The following is a 22,927-nucleotide window of genomic DNA, read 5'->3' as shown; positions in this document are numbered from 1 at the left end:
TGCTAGAACCCTTTTTTAATCTCTTTCACATCCTTTCCTGCCCTCATGCCGGGCAATGGCAGGTACTTTTTTCCGCAAAAAGTACCCAAAAACTCTCGGCTGCGCTATTTGCTTTAAAACAAGTGATAAGGCAATTGCATCATTAATGGTTTGTGCCGAGGCTTGACATAGTGTAGAAAACCTACTCACGTTACTTATTTACGCTTTAACCAGATGGGTAGTGACCAGTAGATTTAAGTCACTGTCATCTATACCTGTTTTACGATCTGCTAAAAGCAAAAACTGTTCATATACGAGTGCTAAATTATCTTTGTCTAAACTATGCCCTAAGCGTTCTAAGTGATGTTTGAGCGCGTGTCTGCCGCTTCTCGCGGTTAGTACAATAGTAGCATCAGGAAAACCTACATCTTCAGGTTTGATAATTTCATAATTCTCTCTGTTTTTTAAGAAACCATCCTGGTGTATACCCGAGCTGTGCGCAAAGGCATTGGCCCCCACAATTGCCTTGTTAGGCTGTACAGGCATATTCATCTGGTTGCGTACCTGATGGCTGATTTCATAAAAGCCCATGGTATTGATATGGGTATGTAATCCTAAGTTTTTGTGGGTCTTTAATATCATAACCACTTCTTCCATAGAGGTGTTACCCGCTCTTTCGCCAATGCCATTTACGGTACATTCTACCTGACGGGCACCATTTTGCAAACCTGCAATTGAATTTGCCGTAGCCAAGCCCAAATCATTGTGGCAATGGCAAGAGATGATCGCATGATCTATATTTTTTACATTTTCTTTAAGGAAACGGATCTTTGAACCGTATTGATCTGGTAAGCAATAACCGTTTGTATCGGGGATATTAACCACAGTTGCTCCGGCGGCAATTACCGATTCGATCATTTTTGCCAAATACTCAATATCTGCGCGTCCGGCATCTTCTGCATAAAACTCTACATCTTCTACGTATTGCTTGGCATATTTTACGGCAGCTATTGCACGTTCTAAAATCTCCTCACGTGTGCTGTTAAATTTATGCTTGATGTGCATATCTGAGGCGCCAATTCCAGTATGTATGCGTGGTCTTTTGGCGAATTTTAATGCTTGTGCGGCTACATCAATATCGTTTTTATTGGCTCGTGTAAGTGCGCAGATTACAGGGTTGGTCACTGCTTTTGACAGCTCCACCACACTGTTAAAATCGCCGGGGCTCGATACCGGAAATCCTGCTTCTATCACGTCGACACCTAAGGTTTCTAATGATTTTGCAATATCGATCTTTTGCGCGGTGCTTAACTGACAACCTGGTACCTGTTCGCCATCGCGAAGGGTGGTGTCAAAAATGTAAACTTTGTTCGGGTCGTGTAACATAATCTTCAGGTTTAGGTTTTATTTAGCTAAATATTTTAAAACAAGCTCGCCCATTTCGCGGGTGCCCAATACTTTATCGCCGGCTGTTTGCTTATCGGCAATATCTTTGGTTCTATAACCTTCTTTTAATACTTTATCTACTGCTTTTACTACGGTTTGGGCTTCTTCTTTAAGCCCGAAACTGATTTCGAGCATTAATGCGCCTGAAAGGACAGAGGCCAGAGGATTTGCCAGATTTTTTCCGGCAATATCATGTGCAGAACCATGTATAGGTTCAAAAAAACCTGTACCATCGCCCACAGAAGCAGAAGCCAGCATACCCATAGACCCGGCAATTTGCGAAGCTTCATCAGTTAGAATATCGCCAAATAGGTTTGCGGTAAGTACCACATCAAACTGTTTAGGATCTTTGATCAACTGCATGGCCGCATTATCTATAAACATATGTGTGGTTTCCACATCAGGGTATTGTTTTGCGATTTCCTGAACAGTTTCTCTCCATAATCTTGAGCTTTCCAATACATTGGCTTTATCTACAGAACATACTTTTTTATTACGTTGTTGTGCGGCTTTATAAGCTTTATGCGCAATGCGTTCTACCTCATATTTATGGTATATCATTAGGTCTGAAGCCGTATTTCTATCTTCAGAGCGTTGTTTTTCTCCGAAATATACATCGCCGGTAAGTTCTCTGAAAAACAATATATCTGTACCCCTTAAAATTTCGGGTTTTATGCTCGATGCCTGTAGCAATTCATCAAATAAAAGAATAGGACGCAGGTTGGCATATAAACCCAGTTCTTTCCTTATTTTGAGCAGGCCTTGTTCAGGTCTTACTTTTAAAGAAGGGTCATTGTCGTACATAGCGTGACCTACAGCGCCAAATAAAATAGCATCACTTTTTCTGCCTTTTTCTAATGTTTCATCAGGTAGGGGATTTCCGGTCTGCTCAATAGCCACGTGACCCATTAAGGCTTCATCAAAAGTAAAATCATGCCCATAATCTTTGGCGATTTGTTTTAAAGCTGCTTTGCCCCATGTAGTTACTTCAGGACCAATGCCATCGCCGGGTATAACTAATATATTTTTCTTCATGCTAATTCTTTTTCTAAGTTGTATGTGCTGTTTTCTATTACTTCGCCCTGATTCAATATTAAGCGATGTGTAAGTTTTTGCGGCAATTGTTGTGGGTTGTGCGATACATAAATGAGTGTTCTTTCTGTACTACAAATTCCGTCTATCAATTGGTTAAAATGTGTAGTTTGCTGTTCATCAAGTCCATGGCAAGGTTCATCTAAAACCAATAGTTCGGGGTTTTTAATTAGTGTACGAGCTAATAAAGCCAGGCGTTGTTTACCCAATGATAGATGTACCAACAGCTCGTTTTGATCTTCTGTTAACCCGAAATAATCAAGCAATTCGTTAACCTGCTGGGTTTTTTGATAGCCTAAATCGTTAAATAAGCCCACGCTGTCAAAAAAACCGGAAGCTATACTTTGCCATACGCTTGCCTCTTTATCAAAATACCAATGCAATTCTGGTGAGATCAGGCCAATGTGCGATTTGATATCCCAGATACTTTCACCCGATCCGCGTTTGTTGCCAAATAAATAAAGTTCGTTGGCATAAGATTGCGGATGATCGCCATTAACTAAGCTTAATAAGGTAGATTTGCCTGATCCATTATGCCCTTGCAACAACCATTTTTCTCCTGCTTTTATCTCCCAGTTTACGTTTTTGATTACCTGTTTATCGCCATAGCTGATACTGATGTTCACCATTTTTACCATTACTTCTGCATTTGGCTTGGGAGCTTGTTGAAGAAATGAAGGAACCTTTGTTATTAATGGAATAGATTTAATTAGAGGTAAAACCCCGTTAAGTTCTTTTATCTGGCTATCCTTTATACAAGCATACTTATTGATACATACAGGCAGTTCATGTTCACTGCACACCATAACAAGCTGTACGCCCTGTGAAGCAATGCGATCCAGTAAAATATTCAGGTTTGTACGTGAATTGTGATCTAAACCTGTGTAAGGCTGATCCAATAACAACAGCTGAGGTTTTAGCCATATTGCTTTGATCAGTTGAAGTTTTTTATGTTCGCCGCTCGATAATTCGATAAGCTGGGCATCTTTAAAAGAGCCAAAATTAAGGGAAGTTAAAATCTCATCCAGCTCTGCTGGATCAAGCTGATTTTCTTTGCCATAAAGTGCCAATTCTTCGCCTACGGTAAAGGTATCTTTAGCTTGTTGTTTATTATAGCGCTGTTGGTAGTAAAAGTTGGCAACTCCTTCCAAGTTTTTAAATTGATACCATTGCGATATATACAAACAGACGGATTTATATTGTTTGACATTGAATCGTATTTCGCCATGCTTTTTATCATTACCTGCTATTGCAGCCAATAAAACACTTTTTCCGCTCCCACTTTCTCCAGTCAAATACCAGTTTTCTCCCTGATTTATTACCCAATCCAAATCCCTTAATACGGTTTTATTACCGTATTTTATAGATAAGCCTGATATATGAACCAGTGGTTGATGCATTTTTTAATATTTGAACGGACGATTTTCTTCGTAGGTTTCTATATGTTCTTTTTGGCTCAGTATAAAATCAATATCATCGTAACCATTAAGCAAACACGATTTTTTATAGGGATTGATTTCAAAGCTTTCTGATTTTCCGGTAGCTTCTATGGTAACCTGCTGCGTTTCTAAATCAACGGTTAACCGGGTCTTACTATCTTTGGCAACTTCATTAAATATATCCGTTAAGAAAGCATCGCTAACCTGAACAGGTAGTAAGCCATTGTTTAAAGCATTGCCTTTAAAAATATCGGCAAAGAAACTGCTGATTACCACATCAAAACCATAATCCTGTATGGCCCATGCAGCGTGTTCACGGCTACTGCCGCAACCAAAGTTTTTCCCTGCTACCAGGATTTTACCTTTGTAGGCAGCATTGTTAAGCACAAATTCTGGTTTTGGTTCATTATTGCTATCAAAGCGCCAATCGCGAAATAGGTTGTCTCCAAAACCTTCGCGGGTGGTAGCTTTTAAAAATCTTGCCGGTATGATCTGGTCTGTATCAATGTTCTCGATACTCAAGGGCACAACGGTTGAAGTTAATTTCTCAAATTTTTTCATTTACTGGTATTGGTTAAATTAATTCCCTTACATCAGTTATTTTGCCTGTAACAGCAGCGGCTGCGGCAGTTAAAGGACTGGCTAATAACGTTCTTGCATTTGGCCCCTGACGGCCTTCAAAATTTCTGTTAGAAGTAGAAACACAGTATTTTCCGGCAGGAATTTTATCTTCATTCATGCCTAAACATGCCGAGCAGCCTGGTTCGCGTAGCTGGAAGCCTGCTGCTTCAAAAATTTTATCTATGCCTTCTGCTTTAGCTTGTGCTTCAACTTGCTTAGAACCTGGAACAATCCATACTTCTACATTATCGGCTTTGTGCTTATCTTTCACAAAAGCAGCTACGGCTCTTAAGTCTTCGATACGTGAATTGGTACAACTGCCAATAAAAACATAATCAACAGGCTTACCTAGCAGGTTTTCTTGATCATTAAAGCCCATATAATCCAATGCTTTTTTATAAGACACCTGCTCTTTTTGGGGTTGCGCCAATGTAGCAGGAATGTTTTCAGTAATACCGATACCCATACCCGGATTTGTTCCGTAAGTAATCATTGGTTCAATATCTGCTGCATTGTAGGTAAGTACTGCATCAAACAAGGCATCATTATCGCTGTATAATGTTTTCCAATAAGCTACAGCTTTATCCCATTCTGTATCTTTAGGGGCAAATTCTCTGCCTTTAATGTATTCAAAAGTAGTTTCATCAGGTGCAATTAACCCTCCCCGGGCACCCATTTCTATGCTCATGTTGCAAACGGTCATACGGGCTTCCATGCTTAATGAGCGTATGGCCGATCCGGCAAATTCTACAAAATATCCGGTTCCACCTGCGGCAGAGATCTTAGAGATGATATAAAGGATAATATCTTTGGCTCCAACACCTTTTTTCAGCTCACCGTTTACCTCAATTTTCATGGTTTTTGGTTTTGATTGCAACAGACATTGTGTAGCAAAAACCTGTTCTACCTGCGAAGTACCTATACCAAAGGCTATGGCACCAAAGGCTCCGTGCGTAGAGGTATGACTATCGCCACAAACCATGGTTTTACCTGGCAGAGTAATGCCTAGTTCGGGTCCTATAACGTGTACAATACCTTGATAGGGGTGACCTAAGCCATAAAGTTCTATACCAAATTCTTTACAATTTTTGGTAAGCATATCTACCTGATATCTTGATAATTCTTCTTTAATAGGAAGGTGTTGGTCTAAAGTGGGTACGTTATGATCGGCGGTTGCCACGGTTTGTTTTGGCCTGAAAACCGGAATTCCACGTTTGCGCAAACCATCAAAAGCCTGCGGTGATGTAACCTCGTGAATAAGATGGGTATCGATGTATAAAATATCAGGGAAACCTTCCTGACGTTTTACTACATGGGCATCCCAAATTTTTTCTACTAATGTTTTTGACATCGTTCTAAATATTTAGTTAAGTTGTTATTCGTTAAGCTGTCTTGATAGACTTCATGGCCGTCATGGCTTTACGCAATTTTCTACCTACAATTTCAACAGGGTGTTCACGTAAAATTTCATTGATGCGTACCAATTCTCTATTGTCCACACTACCGTTTTTGCCTTCGTTAAAGTTTTTGCCCACAAGGTCGGTATCAACGGTTTTCATGAAATCGGCCAATAGAGGCTTGCAAGCCTGATCAAACAGGTAGCATCCATATTCTGCTGTATCAGAAATTACACGGTTCATTTCAAATAATTTTTTACGGGCAATGGTGTTGGCGATCAAAGGCGTTTCGTGTAACGATTCATAGTAAGCACTTTCGGCTTTAATACCTGCTTCTACCATAGTTTCAAAAGCCAGTTCAACACCTGCTCTTACAAAAGCCACCATAAGGGTGTAGTTATCAAAGTATTCCTGTTCACTGATCTTCACATCGCCGGCAGGTGTTTTTTCAAAAGCAGTTTCGCCGGTTTCTGCTCTCCATTTTAATAGGTTGGCATCGTTGTTTGCCCAGTCTTCCATCATAGTTCGGCTAAATTCTCCGCTCATGATATCATCTTGATGTTTTTGGAACAAGGGGCGCATGATTTTTTTTAATTCTTCTGATACATGAAAGGCTTTAACTTTTGCAGGGTTGCTCAAACGATCCATCATACCGCTTACCCCGCCATGTTTTAAGGCTTCTGTAATAACTTCTACTCCGTATTGAACTAATTTTGAAGCATATCCCGGGTCTATACCCTTTTCAACCATTTTATCAAAAGAAAGGATCGATCCTGTTTGCAACAGGCCGCAAAGAATAGTTTGTTCGCCCATTAAATCTGATTTAACCTCAGCCACAAAAGAAGATCTCAATACACCTGCTTTATGACCACCAGTACCTACGCAATAAGCTTTTGCCTGTGCTAAGCCTTTGCCTTGCGGATCATTTTCGGGGTGTACGGCAATTAGTGTAGGTACCCCAAAGCCTCTTAAATACTCGGCCCTTACTTCGGATCCGGGACATTTAGGAGCCACCATAATTACCGTTAGATCTTTGCGTACCTGCATACCTTCTTCAACAATGTTAAATCCGTGTGAGTAAGATAAGGTAGCCCCTTCTTTCATTAGGGGCATGATAGCACTAACTACAGCGGTATGTTGTTTATCGGGTGTTAAGTTGGCTACCAGATCCGCATCCGGAATTAATTCTTCATAAGTGCCTACCTTAAAATTATTGTCGATGGCATTTTTCCATGAGTCGCGTTTAGCCTCAATGGCTTCTTTGCGTAAGGCATAGCTTACATCAAGTCCGCTGTCTCTTAAGTTTAATCCTTGATTCAAACCCTGGGCACCACAGCCTACAATTACAATTTTCTTGCCTTTCAGGGCATTTACGCCATCTAAAAATTCATTGTTGTCCATGAATTCGCATACACCTAATTGGTCAAGTTTTTCTCTGAGAGGTAGGGTGTTAAAATAATTTGCCATTGTTTTTATTGGTTAATTTTTATGTTTTTGTTGATCGTTTTTTGTTGGTTGTTTTACGTTGATTGTCTTTTGTTATTAGTCTAATATCTCCTCTCACCCGTCACTCACATTGTGAATACTTTATCACCTTCGTCTAAAAACTCGTTTTTAACCAGTTCTTCTCCGGGCTCTACTGCTTCAAATTCTTTCAGTTTTTCGTGGAAACCAGCGCTTTCTTTAATGATTGCTACGCGGGCACTGCGTACAAACTCTATCAGGCTGTAAGGTTCTAAAGCTTTTACCAATGCATCGGTTTCTTCTTTGTGGCCGGTAACTGCAAAAACAGTATAATCCTGTCTGATCACTACTGCACTGGCCCCATATTGACGTAATAAGCGTTCAACCGTTACTTTTTCGGTTATCTCTGTTGTAGGTACTTTATAGAGCGCAAGTTCTTGCCAAATGATCTGATCATTGGTATTAAAATATACCTTGAGTACTTCTACCTGCTTTTCTATTTGGCGCGCTAATTTTCTTACTACCTCGTAACTCTCGTTAATGAGAATGTTAAAGCGATGAATGCCTTCAATTTCTGTTGAAGAAGTGTTGAGGCTTTCGATATTGATTTTTCTTTTCGAAAAAATGATGGAAATCCTGTTTAAGATACCTATCCTGTTTTCGGTATAAACGGTTATGGTAAATTCCTGCTTACCCTGATAAGTTGGATCGGCAGCTATATGTTGTATGGTATTGTTCATTGTGTTCTTGTTTCGCTTTTCAACTTATTTCAATCTTATTTCGCTTACGCTGCATCCCTGAGGCACCATTGGAAATACATTGTTTTCTTTACCAACCACTACTTCTAAAAGATAAGCACCTTTGTGGTTGATCATGTTTTCTAAAGCAGTTTTCAGGTTTGCTCTTTCGCTTACTTTATTGGCCTCTATGTAATATGATTTGGCTAAAGCCACAAAATCGGGGCTGGTAATGTTAACGAAAGAGTAGCGTTTATCATGAAACAGTTGTTGCCATTGACGTACCATACCCAAAAAGCTATTATTTAGAATTAAGATTTTAACCTCTGCACCAAACTGCATAATGGTTCCTAATTCTTGCGGGGTCATCTGGAAACCGCCATCGCCAATAATAGCCACTACGGTTTTATGAGGGGCTCCGTATTTTGCACCTATTGCTGCAGGTAAACCAAAACCCATTGTACCTAATCCGCCAGAAGTGATATTGCTGCGGGTATGGTTAAATTTAGCATAGCGGCATGCTACCATTTGGTGCTGACCTACATCTGTTACCACAATGGCATTGCCACCAGTTATTTCATTTAATACACGTAAAACCTCGCCCATGGTCATTTCATCTCCTTGAGGATAAAGCTCTGGCGTAATTACCTGGTCTATTTCCTGTTGGTTGTAATCTCTAAATTTGGCTAGCCATTCGGTATGTTCGGTTTTATGAACCAGATTGGTCAATACCGGCAGTGTTTCCTTGCAATCGCCCCATACGCCTACATCGGCTTTAACATTTTTATCAATTTCGGCAGGATCAATATCCAGATGTATAATTTTAGCCTGCTTGGCGTATTTATCTAAGCGGCCGGTTACACGATCGTCAAAACGCATTCCTATGGCAATGATTACATCGGCTTCATTGGTTAATACATTAGGTCCGTAGTTACCATGCATACCTAACATACCCACATTTAAAGGGTGCGAGGTAGGAATGGCGCCATCGCCCATAATTGTAAACGCGCTGGGTAAACCTGCTTTTTCTATAAATGCCTTGAATTCATTTTCGGCCTTGCCCAATATTACCCCTTGTCCAAATAACACAAAAGGTTTTTTGGCTTGGTTAATAAGCTTTGCGGCTTCTTCAATAAATTCAAAACGTAATTGTGGTTTTGGTCTGTAGCTGCGAATATGATTGCATTTTAGATAAGGTCCAAAATCTTCTATCTGTAGTTGCGCATTTTTGGTAATATCAATTAAAACCGGTCCTGGGCGACCACTTTTGGCAATATAAAAGGCTTTTGCCAATACTTCGGGTATTTCTTTTGCATCGGTTACCTGATAATTCCATTTAGTTACCGGGGTTGTGATATTGATTACATCTGTTTCTTGAAAAGCATCTGTACCCAAAAGGTGTGCAAATACTTGTCCGGTAATACACACTATGGGCGTGCTATCTATCTGTGCATCTGCTAAACCGGTAACCAGATTGGTTGCACCCGGGCCACTAGTGGCAAACACTACACCTACATCACCGCTTGAACGGGCATAGCCCTGAGCAGCATGGATGCCGCCTTGTTCGTGGCGTACCAAGATATGTTTGAGTTTATCGTTGTAATCATAAAGCGCATCATAAATAGGCATGATTGCACCGCCCGGATAACCAAAAATAGTAGTTACGCCTTCTTCAATAAGTCCGTTCAATAAAATTTGAGAGCCACTGGCTTTTACTGTTTTCACAGTAGGGGTTGCAGTTTTTGTAGTGGGTTCAAAGGTTGTTTCTTGTGCCATTGTTTTAGGTTTTTGGGGTTTATCCTTCGTCGGTTACGCAGCCTTCAGAAGCATCTGAAACACTTTTTGCATATTTATAGAGGACGCCTTTTTTTACTTTTAATTCAGGTTGTTGCCATTGTGCTTTTCGGGCTGCCATTTCCTGTTCGCTTATTTTAAGCTGTATAGTATTTTTGGTGGCATCAATTTCGATCAGATCGTTATCGTTAATAAGGGCGATATTGCCGCCATCATAGGCTTCGGGGGTAATATGGCCTACTACAAAGCCATGCGTTCCACCAGAAAAACGGCCATCGGTAATTAAGGCCACGCTGCTACCTAAGCCTGCACCAAATATGGCAGAAGTAGGTTTCAGCATTTCGGGCATTCCCGGGGCTCCTTTAGGTCCTACGTTACGTATAACCACCACATCTCCGGCTTTTACCCTGCCGGATAAGATGCCGTTTATCAGTTCAAATTCGCCGTCAAACACCCGTGCAGGCCCTTCAAAACGTTCGCCTTCTTTTCCTGATATTTTAGCTACAGAACCTTTTTCCGCAATATTGCCGTACAGAATCTGGAGATGTCCCGTAGCTTTGATCGGATTTTCTTTAGGCATGATGACTTTTTGGTTCTCAAATTCAAGTTCGGGTACTTCTGCAAGGTTCTCAGCAATGGTTTTTCCGGTTACGGTTAAACAAGAACCATCTATCCAGCCCAATTTTAGCAGGTATTTCATTACCGCAGGTACACCGCCTATTTTGTGGAGGTCTTCCATCATGTAAGTACCGCTTGGTTTCATATCTGCCAATACCGGAATACGGTTACTGATCGTCTGGAAATCGTCTTGTGTAAGTTTTACGTTTACACTTTTTGCAATGGCAATAAGGTGTAAAACTGCGTTGGTAGAACCACCTAAAACCATGAGCGTAACAATGGCATTTTCAAATGCCGCCCGTGTCATGATATCAGAGGGTTTAATATCTTTTTCAAGTAAGTTGAGAATGGCTTTTCCGGCAGCTAAACATTCCTGTTTTTTGTCTTCGCTCAGTGCAGGGTTTGACGAAGAATAGGGAAGGCTCATGCCCAAAGCTTCAATAGCCGATGCCATGGTATTTGCAGTATAAATACCTCCACACGCACCTGCACCGGGGCAGGCATTTTTGATTACGCCATCAAAATCTTCATCAGAAATGGTACCTGCAATTTTTTGCCCCAAAGCCTCAAAAGCAGAAACTATATTTAAATGATGGTCATCTTTATAATGACCAGCTTTAATGGTACCGCCATATACCATGATAGAAGGGCGATTTAAGCGACCCATTGCCATTAATGATCCCGGCATATTCTTATCACAGCCCGGTATGGTGATCAGACCATCGTAATACTGTCCTCCACATATGGTTTCAATACTATCGGCAATTACATCGCGACTTACCAACGAGTAACGCATACCTTCTGTTCCGTTGCTCATGCCATCACTCACCCCAATGGTGTTGAAGGTGAGGCCAACCATTCCGTTGTCCCAAATTCCTTTTTTAACCACTTTGGCTAAATCGTTAAGGTGCATATTGCAGGTATTGCCATCGTAACCCATACTGGCGATGCCTACCTGCGCTTTATTCATATCGGCATCGGTTAAACCTATTCCGTAAAGCATGGCTTTGGCTGCAGGTTGTGTTTTGTCTTGTGTAAAAATGCGACTGTACTTGTTTAATTCCATTGATTTATTTTGATAATAGGGCAAAAAAAAACCGCCTCTTTGCAGGAGGCGGTTCGCTGAATATTTTTCTGTCAATATTATATAAACAACGGTTTCCACCTCTCTTTCTGAGAAATGACAATAATAATGTTGTTAATAATATTGGTGTTTAAAATCACTTTTGCTTTGTTTTTGTAAACCCAAAACTAACAACAAAAAATTTAAAACAAAGAACTTTTTAAATAATTACTTCGTAGTTTACTTTTTCGAGTACCAGATTTTTATAGGCTCTTTGCAGGGTAGCGCCAATGCTGTCACGCCAGCGTGGACGGTAAACCACATCATCTATGGTATGTATGCCTACCACTTCAACAGCCGTTCCACAGAAAAAAGCGCTATCTGCGTTGTGCAGAAAATCTATACTGATCTGTTTCTCGATAACTTCTATATCTAAAACTTTGCAAAGTTCAATAATGGTTGCACGTGTAATGCCCGGTAAAATATTACCTAAAGCGGGCGTATAAAGCTTTCCGTTCTTTTCAATAAAGATGTTTGCACTTGGTGCTTCGGCAATAAAACCCTTTACATCTAAAAGCAGTGCTTCATCAAAACCTTTGTTTTTAGCATCGCCGCTGGCTAAAATTGCGTTTACGTAATGACCGCTCATTTTAGCTTCGATGTGGATAGATTTAGGGTTTGGACGCTCGTAGGGAGAGATACATACCTTTAATTGCTTATCACCAAAATAAGATCCCCATTCCCAGGCGCAGATCATAATGTTGCTTGCTTTAGGAGTGGTTAAGCTCATATTGGGCTCACAAAAGACCAAAGGGCGTATATAAGCATCTTTTAGATTATTCAATTCGAGCAGGCGGTAGGTTTTTACGATCAGGTCGTTAATATCCCAGTTAAAAGGAATACCAGTAAGGTCGCATGAACGTTTTAGGCGTTCAAAATGTTCTCTGGCTTTAAAAATACGCGTAGCATTATGCGTTTTGTAGGCTCTTATGCCTTCAAAAGCAGCATAGCCATAATGCAGCGATTGTCCGTACAAATCTGTTTTGGCCTCCCGTGCCTTCACAAATTCGCCGTCCAAATAAATTACCGTGTTCGAATTGTAATAATTCATAAATTTTCTTTTTAAAAGAAGTTTTTCAGAGGCCGTTCAAATCTTGATCTTTTTTAATTCGCTGCGCTGATAAGCTCGTGTTTACTTTCCTAACTTTCGGAAAGATGCTGAACCACGTTCGGCATGGCGGATATTTTTTTAGTTCAAAGGTCTAAACAGTTTCTTTTATTTATTAAGTTGTGTATGGGGTAGAACACAAATTTTGTTGCTGAAAAAAACACCCTTTTTTCTGGTCTTTTTAAGTCGGTGTTTCTGTTACTTTACAATTGCTGTGTTTTACAAAAACCAATTTAGTTTTTGGTTCATTTAAAAGCAATAGAATATTTTAATTAAAATTAAAAAATATTATTAACTGTTTTTGTTTTGTTTTTTAAAATTATATTTTGAATAAATTATTTTTTTTGAAATATAAAAATATAATATTTGAACCAAATATAAAATTGGTATTTGGTTCAAATATTATGCTTGCATTGTATTGGTATCGCTTTTCTGCTTAAAACCAGAAAATATGCTTTTAAGTTTGTTAAAATTTGCCTCTAAGAAAGTTGGAATTTAGCTGATGGTAGGCGGTTGATTTTGGATAGTTAGGACGACTTAGATTGGAGGTGTTAGATTTTAAAAGAGCTTGCTCTGGAATGAAACCAAAAACGATGTTGATCAATTAAAAATGTTGTATTTAAACAAGCCGATTGTCATGCCAAACTTGTTTCTACAGCTTTCAGTTTTTGGTTTAATCAAGAGAGGTGAGACCCTGAAACGAGTTCAGGGTGACGCTAAATAATAGTGATCCGTCATGCTGAATTTAGTTCAGCATCTAATTAAGGAAGAAAATATATACCCTGAAATGAGTTCAGGATGACGCACGGGTAAGTTCATTGTATCTAACTTTTTGAATGGATTTAAGGTAAGCTGTTTCGGTATATTTTACAGACTTTGCTTTAGCGGAGAGATATGAATTTGTTATTGTACCCTCACAAAATAAGTTCAGAGCCTGGGTTGATTTACTGGAGATAACGTGAGGGGTATCATTCTACCTGAATTATAAAGCGCTATCAGCAGAAAAACAAAATTTTGGGCAGATGATGGATATTAAGTTCTGTAATGAGTTTATAGCTAATTTAGAACTGTTTTTTATTGTCAAAAACGGTGTTTTTATCCGTAACTATTTTCTAATTTTACCTTTTGTAATCCATTATTGCTGAAATTGAGATGTTCGAAAACTTAAAGACCACGTTCGAAGGCGAGTTATTCTACGATAATTCTACGGTACATGAAGCATTGAAAAAGGTGTATTCTACTGACGCTTCGGTATATCAGGAAAAACCTTTGGCAGTGGCCATTCCCAAAACTAAAGAAGATATCAAAAGACTGATCCGTTTTGCCAATGAGCACAGGGTGTCGCTTATTCCGCGTGCGGCAGGAACTTCTTTAGCCGGACAAGTAGTGGGCAATGGCATCGTGGTAGATATTTCGAAATATTTTACGCAAATTTTAGAGATCAACCAAGAAGAACAATGGGTAAGGGTGCAGCCTGGTGTAATCAGAGATGATCTGAACTCGGCATTGAAACCTTATGGGTTGATGTTTGGCCCGGAAACCTCTACTGCCAGCAGAGCCATGATAGGGGGGATGATCGGTAATAACTCCTGCGGACTGCATTCTATTGTATGGGGCGATACCCGGGGTAACCTGCTCGAAGCGAAAGTAATGTTGAGCAATGGCGATGAAACGGAGCTTAAGGCTTTAAACAAACAGCAGGTAGCAGAAAAAGCTGAACAGAACAATCTTGAAGGTGTAATCTACAAAGGCATACATGAGCTGATTAACAAGCCTGAAAATATAGAAGCCATTAAAAAAGGCTACCCAAAAAAGACACTTACCCGCAGAAATACAGGCTATGCACTTGATTTCCTCATTCCTGAAGAAGGAAAAGAAACTTTTAACTTATGCAAGCTTTTGGCAGGATCAGAAGGGACTTTGGCATTTGTAACCGAAGCTAAACTTAAACTTTTGCCCTTGCCGCCAAAAGAAGAGGCACTGGTGTGCGTGCACTTTAATTCGCTGGCCGAATCGCTTTTGGCCAATATTATTATTCTTAAGCATAAGCCGATGGCTTCTGAGCTGGTAGATAAATACATCATGGACTTTACCAAAGGCCATCCGGTTTATCAGCACAACCGTTTTTTTATAGAAGGTGAACCAGAAGCTTTGTTAATGGTAGAGTTTTTTGCCGATACCGAACAGCAACTGGATGTTAAGACCTCAGCTTTGATCGCTGATCTGAAAGCCGCAGGATTGGGTTATGCTTATCCAATTGTAAAAGGTAACAAACAGACTAAACTGGCCTGGGATGTGAGAAAAGCAGGTTTAGGATTGATCAGGAACTTACCGGGCGATACGCAACCCGTAAACCTGATTGAAGATTGTGCCGTATCGCCTGAAGATTTGCCTGCTTATGTAGAAGATTTGCAGGAGGTACTTGACCGCTACCAGTTACACGCGTCTTACTATGCACATGCCGGAGCAGGAGAATTGCATATAGAACCTATGATCAACCTCAAAACCAGCGGAGGGAAAGAGGTATTTAGGCAAGTGCTTAAGGAAACAGCGCAATTGGTTAAAAAATACAATGGATCTTTAAGTGGCGAGCATGGCGACGGACGTTTACGCGGCGAATTTATTAAGGATGTACTGGGCAAAGAGGTTTATGCATTATTGAAGGATGTTAAAAACCTGTTTGATCCTGTAGGCATCTTCAACGCAAATAAAATTGTAGATACGCCACCAATGAACGAGTTTTTACGTTATGAGGCCGATAAAAAGACCAAGCCCGTAAAAACCATTTTTGATTTCAGCAAGAGCGAAAACATATTAAGATTAACAGAAAAATGCTCAGGCTCGGGCGATTGCCGTAAAACCCATGTAACAGGAGGTACCATGTGCCCATCGTACATGGCTACCCGACAGGAAAAAGATACCACCAGGGCCAGAGCCAATATATTGAGACAGTTTTTAACCAATTCAACAGAAGAAAATCCGTTTAACCATAAAGAAATCAAAGAGGTGATGGATCTGTGCCTGAGCTGTAAAGGTTGTAAATCAGAATGTCCATCAAGTGTAGATGTTGCCAAGTTAAAGGCGGAGTTCTTACAGCATTATTACGATGCCAATGGCGTTCCATTTAGGGCAAAAATGATCGCTAACTTTACCAAGACACAGCAATTGGCCATGCTTTTCCCGAGCCTGTACAATGCTATGATCACAAATAATTTTACCTCAAAGCTGATCAAAAAAACCGTTGGTTTTGCTACAGGTAGATCACTGCCGAAAGTAGGCATGACCACTTTGCGCAATTGGAAGAAAAAGCATGATAAACAAAGCCCGGTGCAAGCCAGAACCCGAAAGATTTACCTCTTCTGTGATGAGTTTACCAATTACAACGATGTGGAAATAGGGATAACTACCGTAAAGCTTTTAGAAAAATTAGGCTATGAAGTTATTATTCCTCAGCACAAAGAAAGTGGAAGAACCTATCTCTCTAAAGGCTTATTGAGAGATGCCAAGAAACTGGCCAACCAAAATGTTGACCTTTTAGCAGATTTAATTACAGAAGCAACACCTTTATTGGGCATAGAACCTTCGGCTTTGTTAACTTTTAGAGATGAATATCCCGAACTGGTGGATGATCATCTTGTAGAAAAAGCTAATCATTTAGCTAAAAATGCTTTTTTAGTAGAAGAATTTTTATTGAAAGAGGTTGAAGCCGGACAGATAAAAGCTTCAGCTTTTACCCAAAAAGCACAATTGGTTAAACTGCATGGGCATTGTTACCAAAAATCGCTGAATGCTTTAACCCCAACCGAAAAAATACTGGCCTTGCCACAAAACTATACCGTAGAGCTTATTCCTTCTGGTTGCTGCGGTATGGCGGGTTCATTTGGTTATGAGGCCGATCATTATGATGTTTCCATGAAAGTAGGCGAACTGGTGCTTTTACCAGAGGTAAGAAAACAAGCTGCCGATACCCTTATCGCCGCCGCCGGAACAAGCTGTCGCCACCAGATCAAAGATGGTACGCAACGCATAGCTCAACACCCTGTAGAGATTTTGTGGGAAGCTTTGGTTTAGCTCAAGTAGTTTAACTCCTAAAAAGAATATTGAAATATTCTTTTTAGGAGTTGCTATTTTATACTTATTTTGGGTCGAAATTATAAGCCAACTCTCTGAGATGATTCTGATTAACGCCTCGCTCACTCCCGTATGAGTTAGATTATCTAACTTTCTTATCCCTGTAAAAACCTTGAAGACATGAAGTCCTCAATGGCTATAGTAAAGCAACCAAACAATAAACAAACCTTATGATGAAACTCAAAATCAGCTTTTTCCTGTCGATCATTGCAATAACATATGCTAAAGGACAACAAACAGTTATGCAGACCATCACTATGAATTCGAATGGAGTAAACTCTACAGAAATTATAATGAAGAAGCAGGATAATATCAATCACTATTCCCTGTATGCTAATTATTCAGGTTTTGGCCTTTATAATTCGACTACCCAGAAAGTCCCGTTTCATATCAACTCCAGTGATTTTGTTGGTATTGGGACAATAGATCCAGAAGTATTATTAAATGTTAATGTAGGTCCTGGTGGAGTAAATGGTTTACCTGGATTTAGAATAGGGTCAATAAATAATTACCCGAGCTTAGAGCTAGGTATAGAAAATGATTACGATGCACAAATTAAAACCTATGGCAACGATTTAAAGATATATGCTGGACATTGGAAAACTGTAGGTTCATTATCATCTGAAAACCACAAAATAGATTTTTATACGAATAAAATTGGTTCTGCTGATTGGAGTACAGCAAAAATGACCTTAAATCACGAAGGAAATTTAGGCATTGGTACCACTATGCCCCAAGAAAAACTCTCTGTAAATGGTAAGATCAGGGCCAAAGAGATCAAGGTAGAAACTGCCAACTGGCCAGATTACGTTTTTAAAGAAAACTACAGACTACCAGATCTGAAAGAAACAGCAGAATTCATCAAAGCGAACAAGCACCTTCCCGGTGTACCCTCGGCAGCAGAGGCAGAGAAAGAAGGCATAGAACTGGGCGAGATGAACAAGATACTATTGAAAAAGATAGAAGAACTGACTTTGCATTTGATAGAGAAGGATAAGAAAATGAATGATATGGAAAAAAGGCTAAAACAACTGGAAAATAAAAAATGAAATTAAAAATTACCCTTATCTTACTTGTAATGACGTATTTACAGGTAAATGCCCAGAACAATGAAGTAGTGATGGGACCATCTAACCGTTCTACCACCTCAATGGAAAAAAATATGTTGTTTAATGCCACGAGCCATTATACTGTAACACAAAGTGGAGGCAACACTTTTGACCTGAAACAACTGTTTGATGGTTATTTTGCCCCCCAATATTCTGGAGCTATGAATGAGACAAATCCATATGTGGTATTAATAGAAGGATTACCCAATATAAATGTACAAGCTGGCGCATGGATAGGTTGGACAACTAGGTTCTATGCACCAGTGAAATTTAAGGTAGAAATATGTAATACTTATGATTATGGCGGTTCTCCTGGCTATCCTTTAGTAAATGATTGGATAACCGTTGCAGATGTGGATAATTATTCAGCATATAATTACATTGTACCCGTTAGTGTAGCCGCCGTTGGTAAAATTAGGTTTACTTTCTACAAAGGAGACGGCCCTGCTAATTCAATAGGTCTTTCTGAGCTGTTTTTTATCCATCCCGAAGCCACAAGGGCTTATGATAACCTAATGGTCCAATATTCAACAGATGGAAACGTAGGTATTGGTACCACTACCCCCCAAGAAAAACTCTCTGTAAACGGTAAGATCCGTGCTAAAGAGATCAAGGTAGAGACCGCCAACTGGCCAGATTATGTATTCAACGACAGTTATAGACTGACAGACCTCAAGGAAACAGCAGAATTCATCAAAAAGAACAAGCACCTTCCCGGTGTGCCCTCGGCAGCAGAGGCAGAGAAAGAAGGCATAGAACTGGGCGAGATGAACAAGGTACTATTGAAAAAGATAGAGGAACTGACCTTGCATTTGATAGAGAAGGATAAACAACTTGAAAATCAATTGATTTTAAATAAAGAAATAGTAAAGAGACTTGAAAAACTGGAAAATAAAAAGGAATGACAGGCAAAAAGAAAAGTTACAACTTTATGCATATCATAACCCATATCTTGGCTAAATAAAATTACTTTATATATAAAAATACAAGCTTAAATGAAAAGAATTTTTTTGTTCCTCATTGGCTTTTTTACCAATGCTTTATTACATGCTCAATCAAAGACACCTTATGCAATAGCGAGTCCTAATGCTGCTGGTTTAGGTTTATATGGACAAATCCCAGTAAGTTATTTTAATGGTTTACCTAATATTGGCATCCCTCTTCATGTAATTACAGAAAAAGAATTAACATTACCTATTGACTTGTCTTATCATGCTTCAGGAGTTCGTCCAGATCATCACCCGGGATGGGTGGGGCTTGGGTGGAGCTTGAGCGCAGGAGGCACGATTACGAGAAAAGTTAATGGCGAACCTGATGAGATGAAGGATCCTGTTGGAAATACAGATAGAAAATCCTATCTCATTAATTACGGAGCATTAAATAGATCAGATTGGGATTTGGTAACAACCCTAAGAGATATTATGGATAAAAATACTGATGTAAATCCATTAGAGGGAGGTGTAAATCCGGCACCTGATGAATTTATGTTTAATTTTATGGGTTATTCTGGAAGTTTCTTTTTAGATCATACTGGGACATGGAGAGTTAGATCATCAAACGGAAAAGCTATAAAGGTGACTTTAACTACAAATTCATTTGAACTTAATACCAGCTCTACAGGTACCCCTATCATGCTTTCAAGGATTATAGATAAAATTGTACTTACAGCACCTGATGGGGTAGTTTATACATTTGGCGGAACCAATGAGTCTATAGAGTTTAGCAGAAATGCAGGGGAAAGAGATGAAACTTATAGGCAGGTGGTACCTACTTCATGGTATTTAACTAAGGTAAGTATGAATACAGGTGAAGAAATATTGTTAAATTATGAACGTGAGGGCTATGTAGTAATCAATACTGATTCATGGAGTGCTTCTTATATCAATGACGGAAATGGTTTTTCTAAGCTAAGTGGCGGAGCAGGTGGTTATATTGCAGAAAACCTAATTAATCCTGTATATTTGAAAGAGATTATTTCTAGTAGTCAGACCATTGTTTTCGATAGAGTTCAAACTAATGAGCTTCAGTTTCCAAGACCAGATGGAGACGCGTTTACCGATAGTAGCCACCCTTCAATCTACTACCAGGACGTGGGTACTGGAAAAGCTAAGTGGTATAAACTTACAACCTTACATATATATGATAATTTCAATAATAAAGAAATAAGCAGATTTAATTTTACTTATAAAGATGTACCTACAAGCAGGTTAATGCTTTTATCTGTGCAGGAAGAAAATCCAGAAACTGCTGTAAGTAAAAACCCTTACAATTTTCATTATTATGATAACCCTTATTTTGAATTGCCAGATTATATCTCAAGAAAACTAGATCATTGGGGTTTTTTTAACAATAAGAGTTATTTTGAGGGCAAACCAGGTAATTATAAATATACACCTGATGATGAGGCTGCCTATAAAACATCTAGAGAAAGCGATCCTTATTATATGCAGGAGGGTACCTTGTCTCATATTCAATATCCTACAGGAGGGCGAACGGAATTTATATATGAACCCAATACCTACTCCTATATTGCAAACTCTTACAATAGCGATCCTTATTTTAAGGTAGATAAGCTAGGTAATTCTGGAGAAAAAAAAATAGGTGGAGGCTTAAGAATTAAGAAAATCATCTCAAAAACAGGGACTTCCCCTGATGAAGTGAGAGAATTCTTTTATGATGAGGGCGATACCTATAATACATCATCTGGTATATTGGGGGGAGAACATGGCTATGTTGAGAAATACTATCATCCTTCTAGTAACTGCTCTAATTTTTTAAATTCCATTTCCATAGGGCAAAATATTATTTATTGGCTTTTTACTAATTATTCTGTTACTCCATTAAGTTTTACAGGCGGGAATCATATCACCTATAGCAGAGTAAAAGAGAAATTTACTGACGGAAGCTATAAGATTTACGAATATTCAAATCATAATAACCCCATATACCGTAATGTAGCTGCAAACAATGGTACTTATGTGGATATGGCTTCCAGAATAAATGTAGCTTTTACAGATATGGCCTATTCAAGAGGAAAGCTGTTGTCTGAAACAACTTACGATTCTTCAAATAAATTATTGCAACAAATTACAAGAGAATATAATAATAACCCTGCCAGATTTAATGAGGCCATAAGAGCTACAGACATTACACAAGCAATAGTAGATGGCCATTCATATGGAAAACAAATCATTGCATATAAACACTATTTATTTGAGCCCTATCTTACCAAAGTAACTACAAAAAATTATGATCAGAAAAGTGATAATTATGTTAGCCAGGCAATAGAATATACTTATGATGACTCTACATTATTGTTAAAAAAAGAGAGAATTTCGCAGAGCGATGGAAAACAGCTAATTACTTATTTTAAGTATCCTAAAGATAAAGACAGCCTTAGTAGTACTTACAGTACAACAAATTTGTCTATAGTAGATGAGATGGTTAATAAGCATATTATTATACCTATACTTGAAAAAGAATTTTATAGAGATACAACTTTTCTCAAGCGTGAGAGTACCGTATATGATAAATATGTTTTTGATTTAAATACATTTTATAAGCCCTCACTGATAAAATCTAGGTTTAATGGGCAGGTTAATGATGAATTGGAAATGCAATATCATTATTATGATAGTTTAGGAAATTTACTTTCTTATTCTGAAAAAAAATCGTTTAAAACATCATTGGCATGGGGATATAATAAGACATTGCCCATAGCTAAAGTAAATAATGCAGACAATAACGAATTCTTTTTTAACGATTTTGAACAAGATATTAGTCTTCCAAAAGGAAATGCACATACAGGAGTAAGATCTCGTAATAACGGGGCTTATGAAATCCCATTTGTAAGGCCTAATTCAAGAGCATATAAGGTATCGTATTTTAGATATGTATCAGATCAATGGCAACAGGTAGTTAAAGATTATGTAATTGATCATTTTACTATTAATGAAAGTGCTCCAATTGATGATGTTACTGTTTATCCTGCTGATGCCACAATACAAACCTATACTTATATGCCATTAATAGGCATGACTTCTGAAACAGCAATAAATCATAATGCAATATTTTATGAGTATGACTCCTTAAACAGATTGAGTTTGGTTAAAGATAATAATGGACGGGTGGTAAAAGCATATACTTATAATTATGCAAATACAGTAGCAAGCTGGGTAAATACAGGGAATATCAATTGCGAAACTACTAAAGATGCAGAGTTTGATAACCAGTTAGCTTATACCGGGAATATTAGTGTTGAACAACGGGATACCAATCCCAATAGTTTTACTTATAATCAGACCAGGAAAATAGCGGGCAATAATCAACCTGCTACCTGCCCTCCAAACTTATATTATAAAGAATATGTAGACCCTTATTTTTACAATATTACGATCAGGGCAAGGCGATCTTACGATGATTCAACAACTAAAATCATGAAATTTAGAATTAGATACGATACTTTTAATAATACTATAGAAGAGAAATTTGTTGAAATTACCGTAAGTGGTTCCCGTGACGATATTTTTGAAGAAGTAATGTATATCGGAGCGGCCAGCTACTATGAACTGGAACTGGTTGAAATAAGGTAATAATTTAAGTACACATTCATTCAAAAACAAGCAACTGATGAAGAAATACATATTGGCGTTCTTGGCCCAATTGACTATAGTCCTTGCCGCCCCTGCCCAGGACCACAAGAGCTATTCACAATATAACGGGGAGGCGGTGCTTTCGGCCCCTGGCAGCGTTACGCTGCTGCCGGGCTTCCATGCCCCCTCGGGCAGCAGCCTCAGGGTTTACATCGGTACGCCCGCGCCGCCCCTGGCCACCGCCCCCAGCAGCAACCAGAACTACATCCTCACCCGC

Annotated in this window: 15 protein-coding genes; 5 read left to right on the top strand and 10 right to left on the bottom strand. The window is 39.0% G+C overall.

The window, feature by feature from the left end; all coding sequences use genetic code 11:
• Window positions 1-198 precede the first annotated feature (198 nt).
• The 10 genes from ACLHG9_RS14945 to ACLHG9_RS14900 all read right to left on the bottom strand — a co-directional run bounded on the left by ACLHG9_RS14945 (window position 199) and on the right by ACLHG9_RS14900 (window position 12,761).
• Window positions 199-1,365, bottom strand: a complete 1,167-nt coding sequence (locus ACLHG9_RS14945) for a 2-isopropylmalate synthase (RefSeq protein ID WP_410222307.1) — start codon at window positions 1,363-1,365, stop codon at window positions 199-201.
• Window positions 1,366-1,383: 18 nt separating this feature from the next.
• Window positions 1,384-2,460, bottom strand: coding sequence for a 3-isopropylmalate dehydrogenase (leuB, locus tag ACLHG9_RS14940; RefSeq protein ID WP_410222306.1), 1,077 nt, complete (start codon window positions 2,458-2,460; stop codon window positions 1,384-1,386).
• A complete protein-coding gene (locus tag ACLHG9_RS14935; protein WP_410222305.1) occupies window positions 2,457-3,917 on the bottom strand; it encodes an ATP-binding cassette domain-containing protein in 1,461 nt (486 codons plus the stop codon). Before ACLHG9_RS14935 ends, leuB begins: the two co-directional genes overlap by 4 nt.
• 3 nt (window positions 3,918-3,920) lie before the next feature.
• Window positions 3,921-4,517, bottom strand: a complete 597-nt coding sequence (gene leuD / locus ACLHG9_RS14930; RefSeq protein WP_410222304.1) for a 3-isopropylmalate dehydratase small subunit — start codon at window positions 4,515-4,517, stop codon at window positions 3,921-3,923.
• Between the two features lie 13 nt (window positions 4,518-4,530).
• A complete protein-coding gene (gene leuC / locus ACLHG9_RS14925; RefSeq protein ID WP_410222303.1) occupies window positions 4,531-5,928 on the bottom strand; it encodes a 3-isopropylmalate dehydratase large subunit in 1,398 nt (465 codons plus the stop codon).
• A gap of 31 nt (window positions 5,929-5,959) precedes the next feature.
• On the bottom strand, window positions 5,960-7,441 hold the full coding sequence (ilvC, locus tag ACLHG9_RS14920; protein ID WP_410222302.1) for a ketol-acid reductoisomerase: 1,482 nt from the start codon (window positions 7,439-7,441) through the stop codon (window positions 5,960-5,962).
• A gap of 104 nt (window positions 7,442-7,545) precedes the next feature.
• Window positions 7,546-8,178, bottom strand: a complete 633-nt coding sequence (gene ilvN, locus ACLHG9_RS14915) for an acetolactate synthase small subunit (RefSeq protein WP_410222301.1) — start codon at window positions 8,176-8,178, stop codon at window positions 7,546-7,548.
• Between the two features lie 24 nt (window positions 8,179-8,202).
• Window positions 8,203-9,951, bottom strand: coding sequence for a biosynthetic-type acetolactate synthase large subunit (ilvB, locus tag ACLHG9_RS14910; RefSeq protein WP_410222300.1), 1,749 nt, complete (start codon window positions 9,949-9,951; stop codon window positions 8,203-8,205).
• A gap of 19 nt (window positions 9,952-9,970) precedes the next feature.
• Window positions 9,971-11,653, bottom strand: a complete 1,683-nt coding sequence (gene ilvD, locus ACLHG9_RS14905) for a dihydroxy-acid dehydratase (protein ID WP_410222299.1) — start codon at window positions 11,651-11,653, stop codon at window positions 9,971-9,973.
• Window positions 11,654-11,870: 217 nt separating this feature from the next.
• Window positions 11,871-12,761, bottom strand: a complete 891-nt coding sequence (locus ACLHG9_RS14900) for a branched-chain amino acid transaminase (protein WP_410222298.1) — start codon at window positions 12,759-12,761, stop codon at window positions 11,871-11,873.
• Between the two features lie 1,209 nt (window positions 12,762-13,970).
• On the opposite strand from ACLHG9_RS14900, the gene ACLHG9_RS14895 reads away from it, so the two are divergent.
• The 5 genes from ACLHG9_RS14895 to ACLHG9_RS14875 all read left to right on the top strand — a co-directional run.
• Window positions 13,971-16,889 (top strand): FAD-binding and (Fe-S)-binding domain-containing protein, encoded by a 2,919-nt coding sequence (locus ACLHG9_RS14895; RefSeq protein WP_410222297.1) that lies wholly within the window; start codon window positions 13,971-13,973, stop codon window positions 16,887-16,889.
• 230 nt (window positions 16,890-17,119) lie between these two features.
• On the top strand, window positions 17,120-17,998 hold the full coding sequence (locus tag ACLHG9_RS14890) for a hypothetical protein (RefSeq protein WP_410222296.1): 879 nt from the start codon (window positions 17,120-17,122) through the stop codon (window positions 17,996-17,998).
• Entirely contained in the window at window positions 17,995-18,963 is a 969-nt protein-coding gene (locus ACLHG9_RS14885; protein ID WP_410222295.1) for a hypothetical protein, read from the top strand. Before ACLHG9_RS14890 ends, ACLHG9_RS14885 begins: the two co-directional genes overlap by 4 nt.
• A gap of 90 nt (window positions 18,964-19,053) precedes the next feature.
• Window positions 19,054-22,650, top strand: coding sequence for a hypothetical protein (locus ACLHG9_RS14880; protein WP_410222294.1), 3,597 nt, complete (start codon window positions 19,054-19,056; stop codon window positions 22,648-22,650).
• Between the two features lie 37 nt (window positions 22,651-22,687).
• A partial coding sequence (locus ACLHG9_RS14875) for a 3-coathanger stack domain-containing protein (protein ID WP_410222293.1) occupies window positions 22,688-22,927 on the top strand: 240 nt, incomplete at its 3' end.

This window comes from Pedobacter sp. (assembly GCF_046462515.1).
Taxonomy (GTDB): domain Bacteria; phylum Bacteroidota; class Bacteroidia; order Sphingobacteriales; family Sphingobacteriaceae; genus Pedobacter.
Note: the sequence above shows the minus strand (reverse complement) of the source record. Positions and strands in the feature narration are given on the sequence as shown.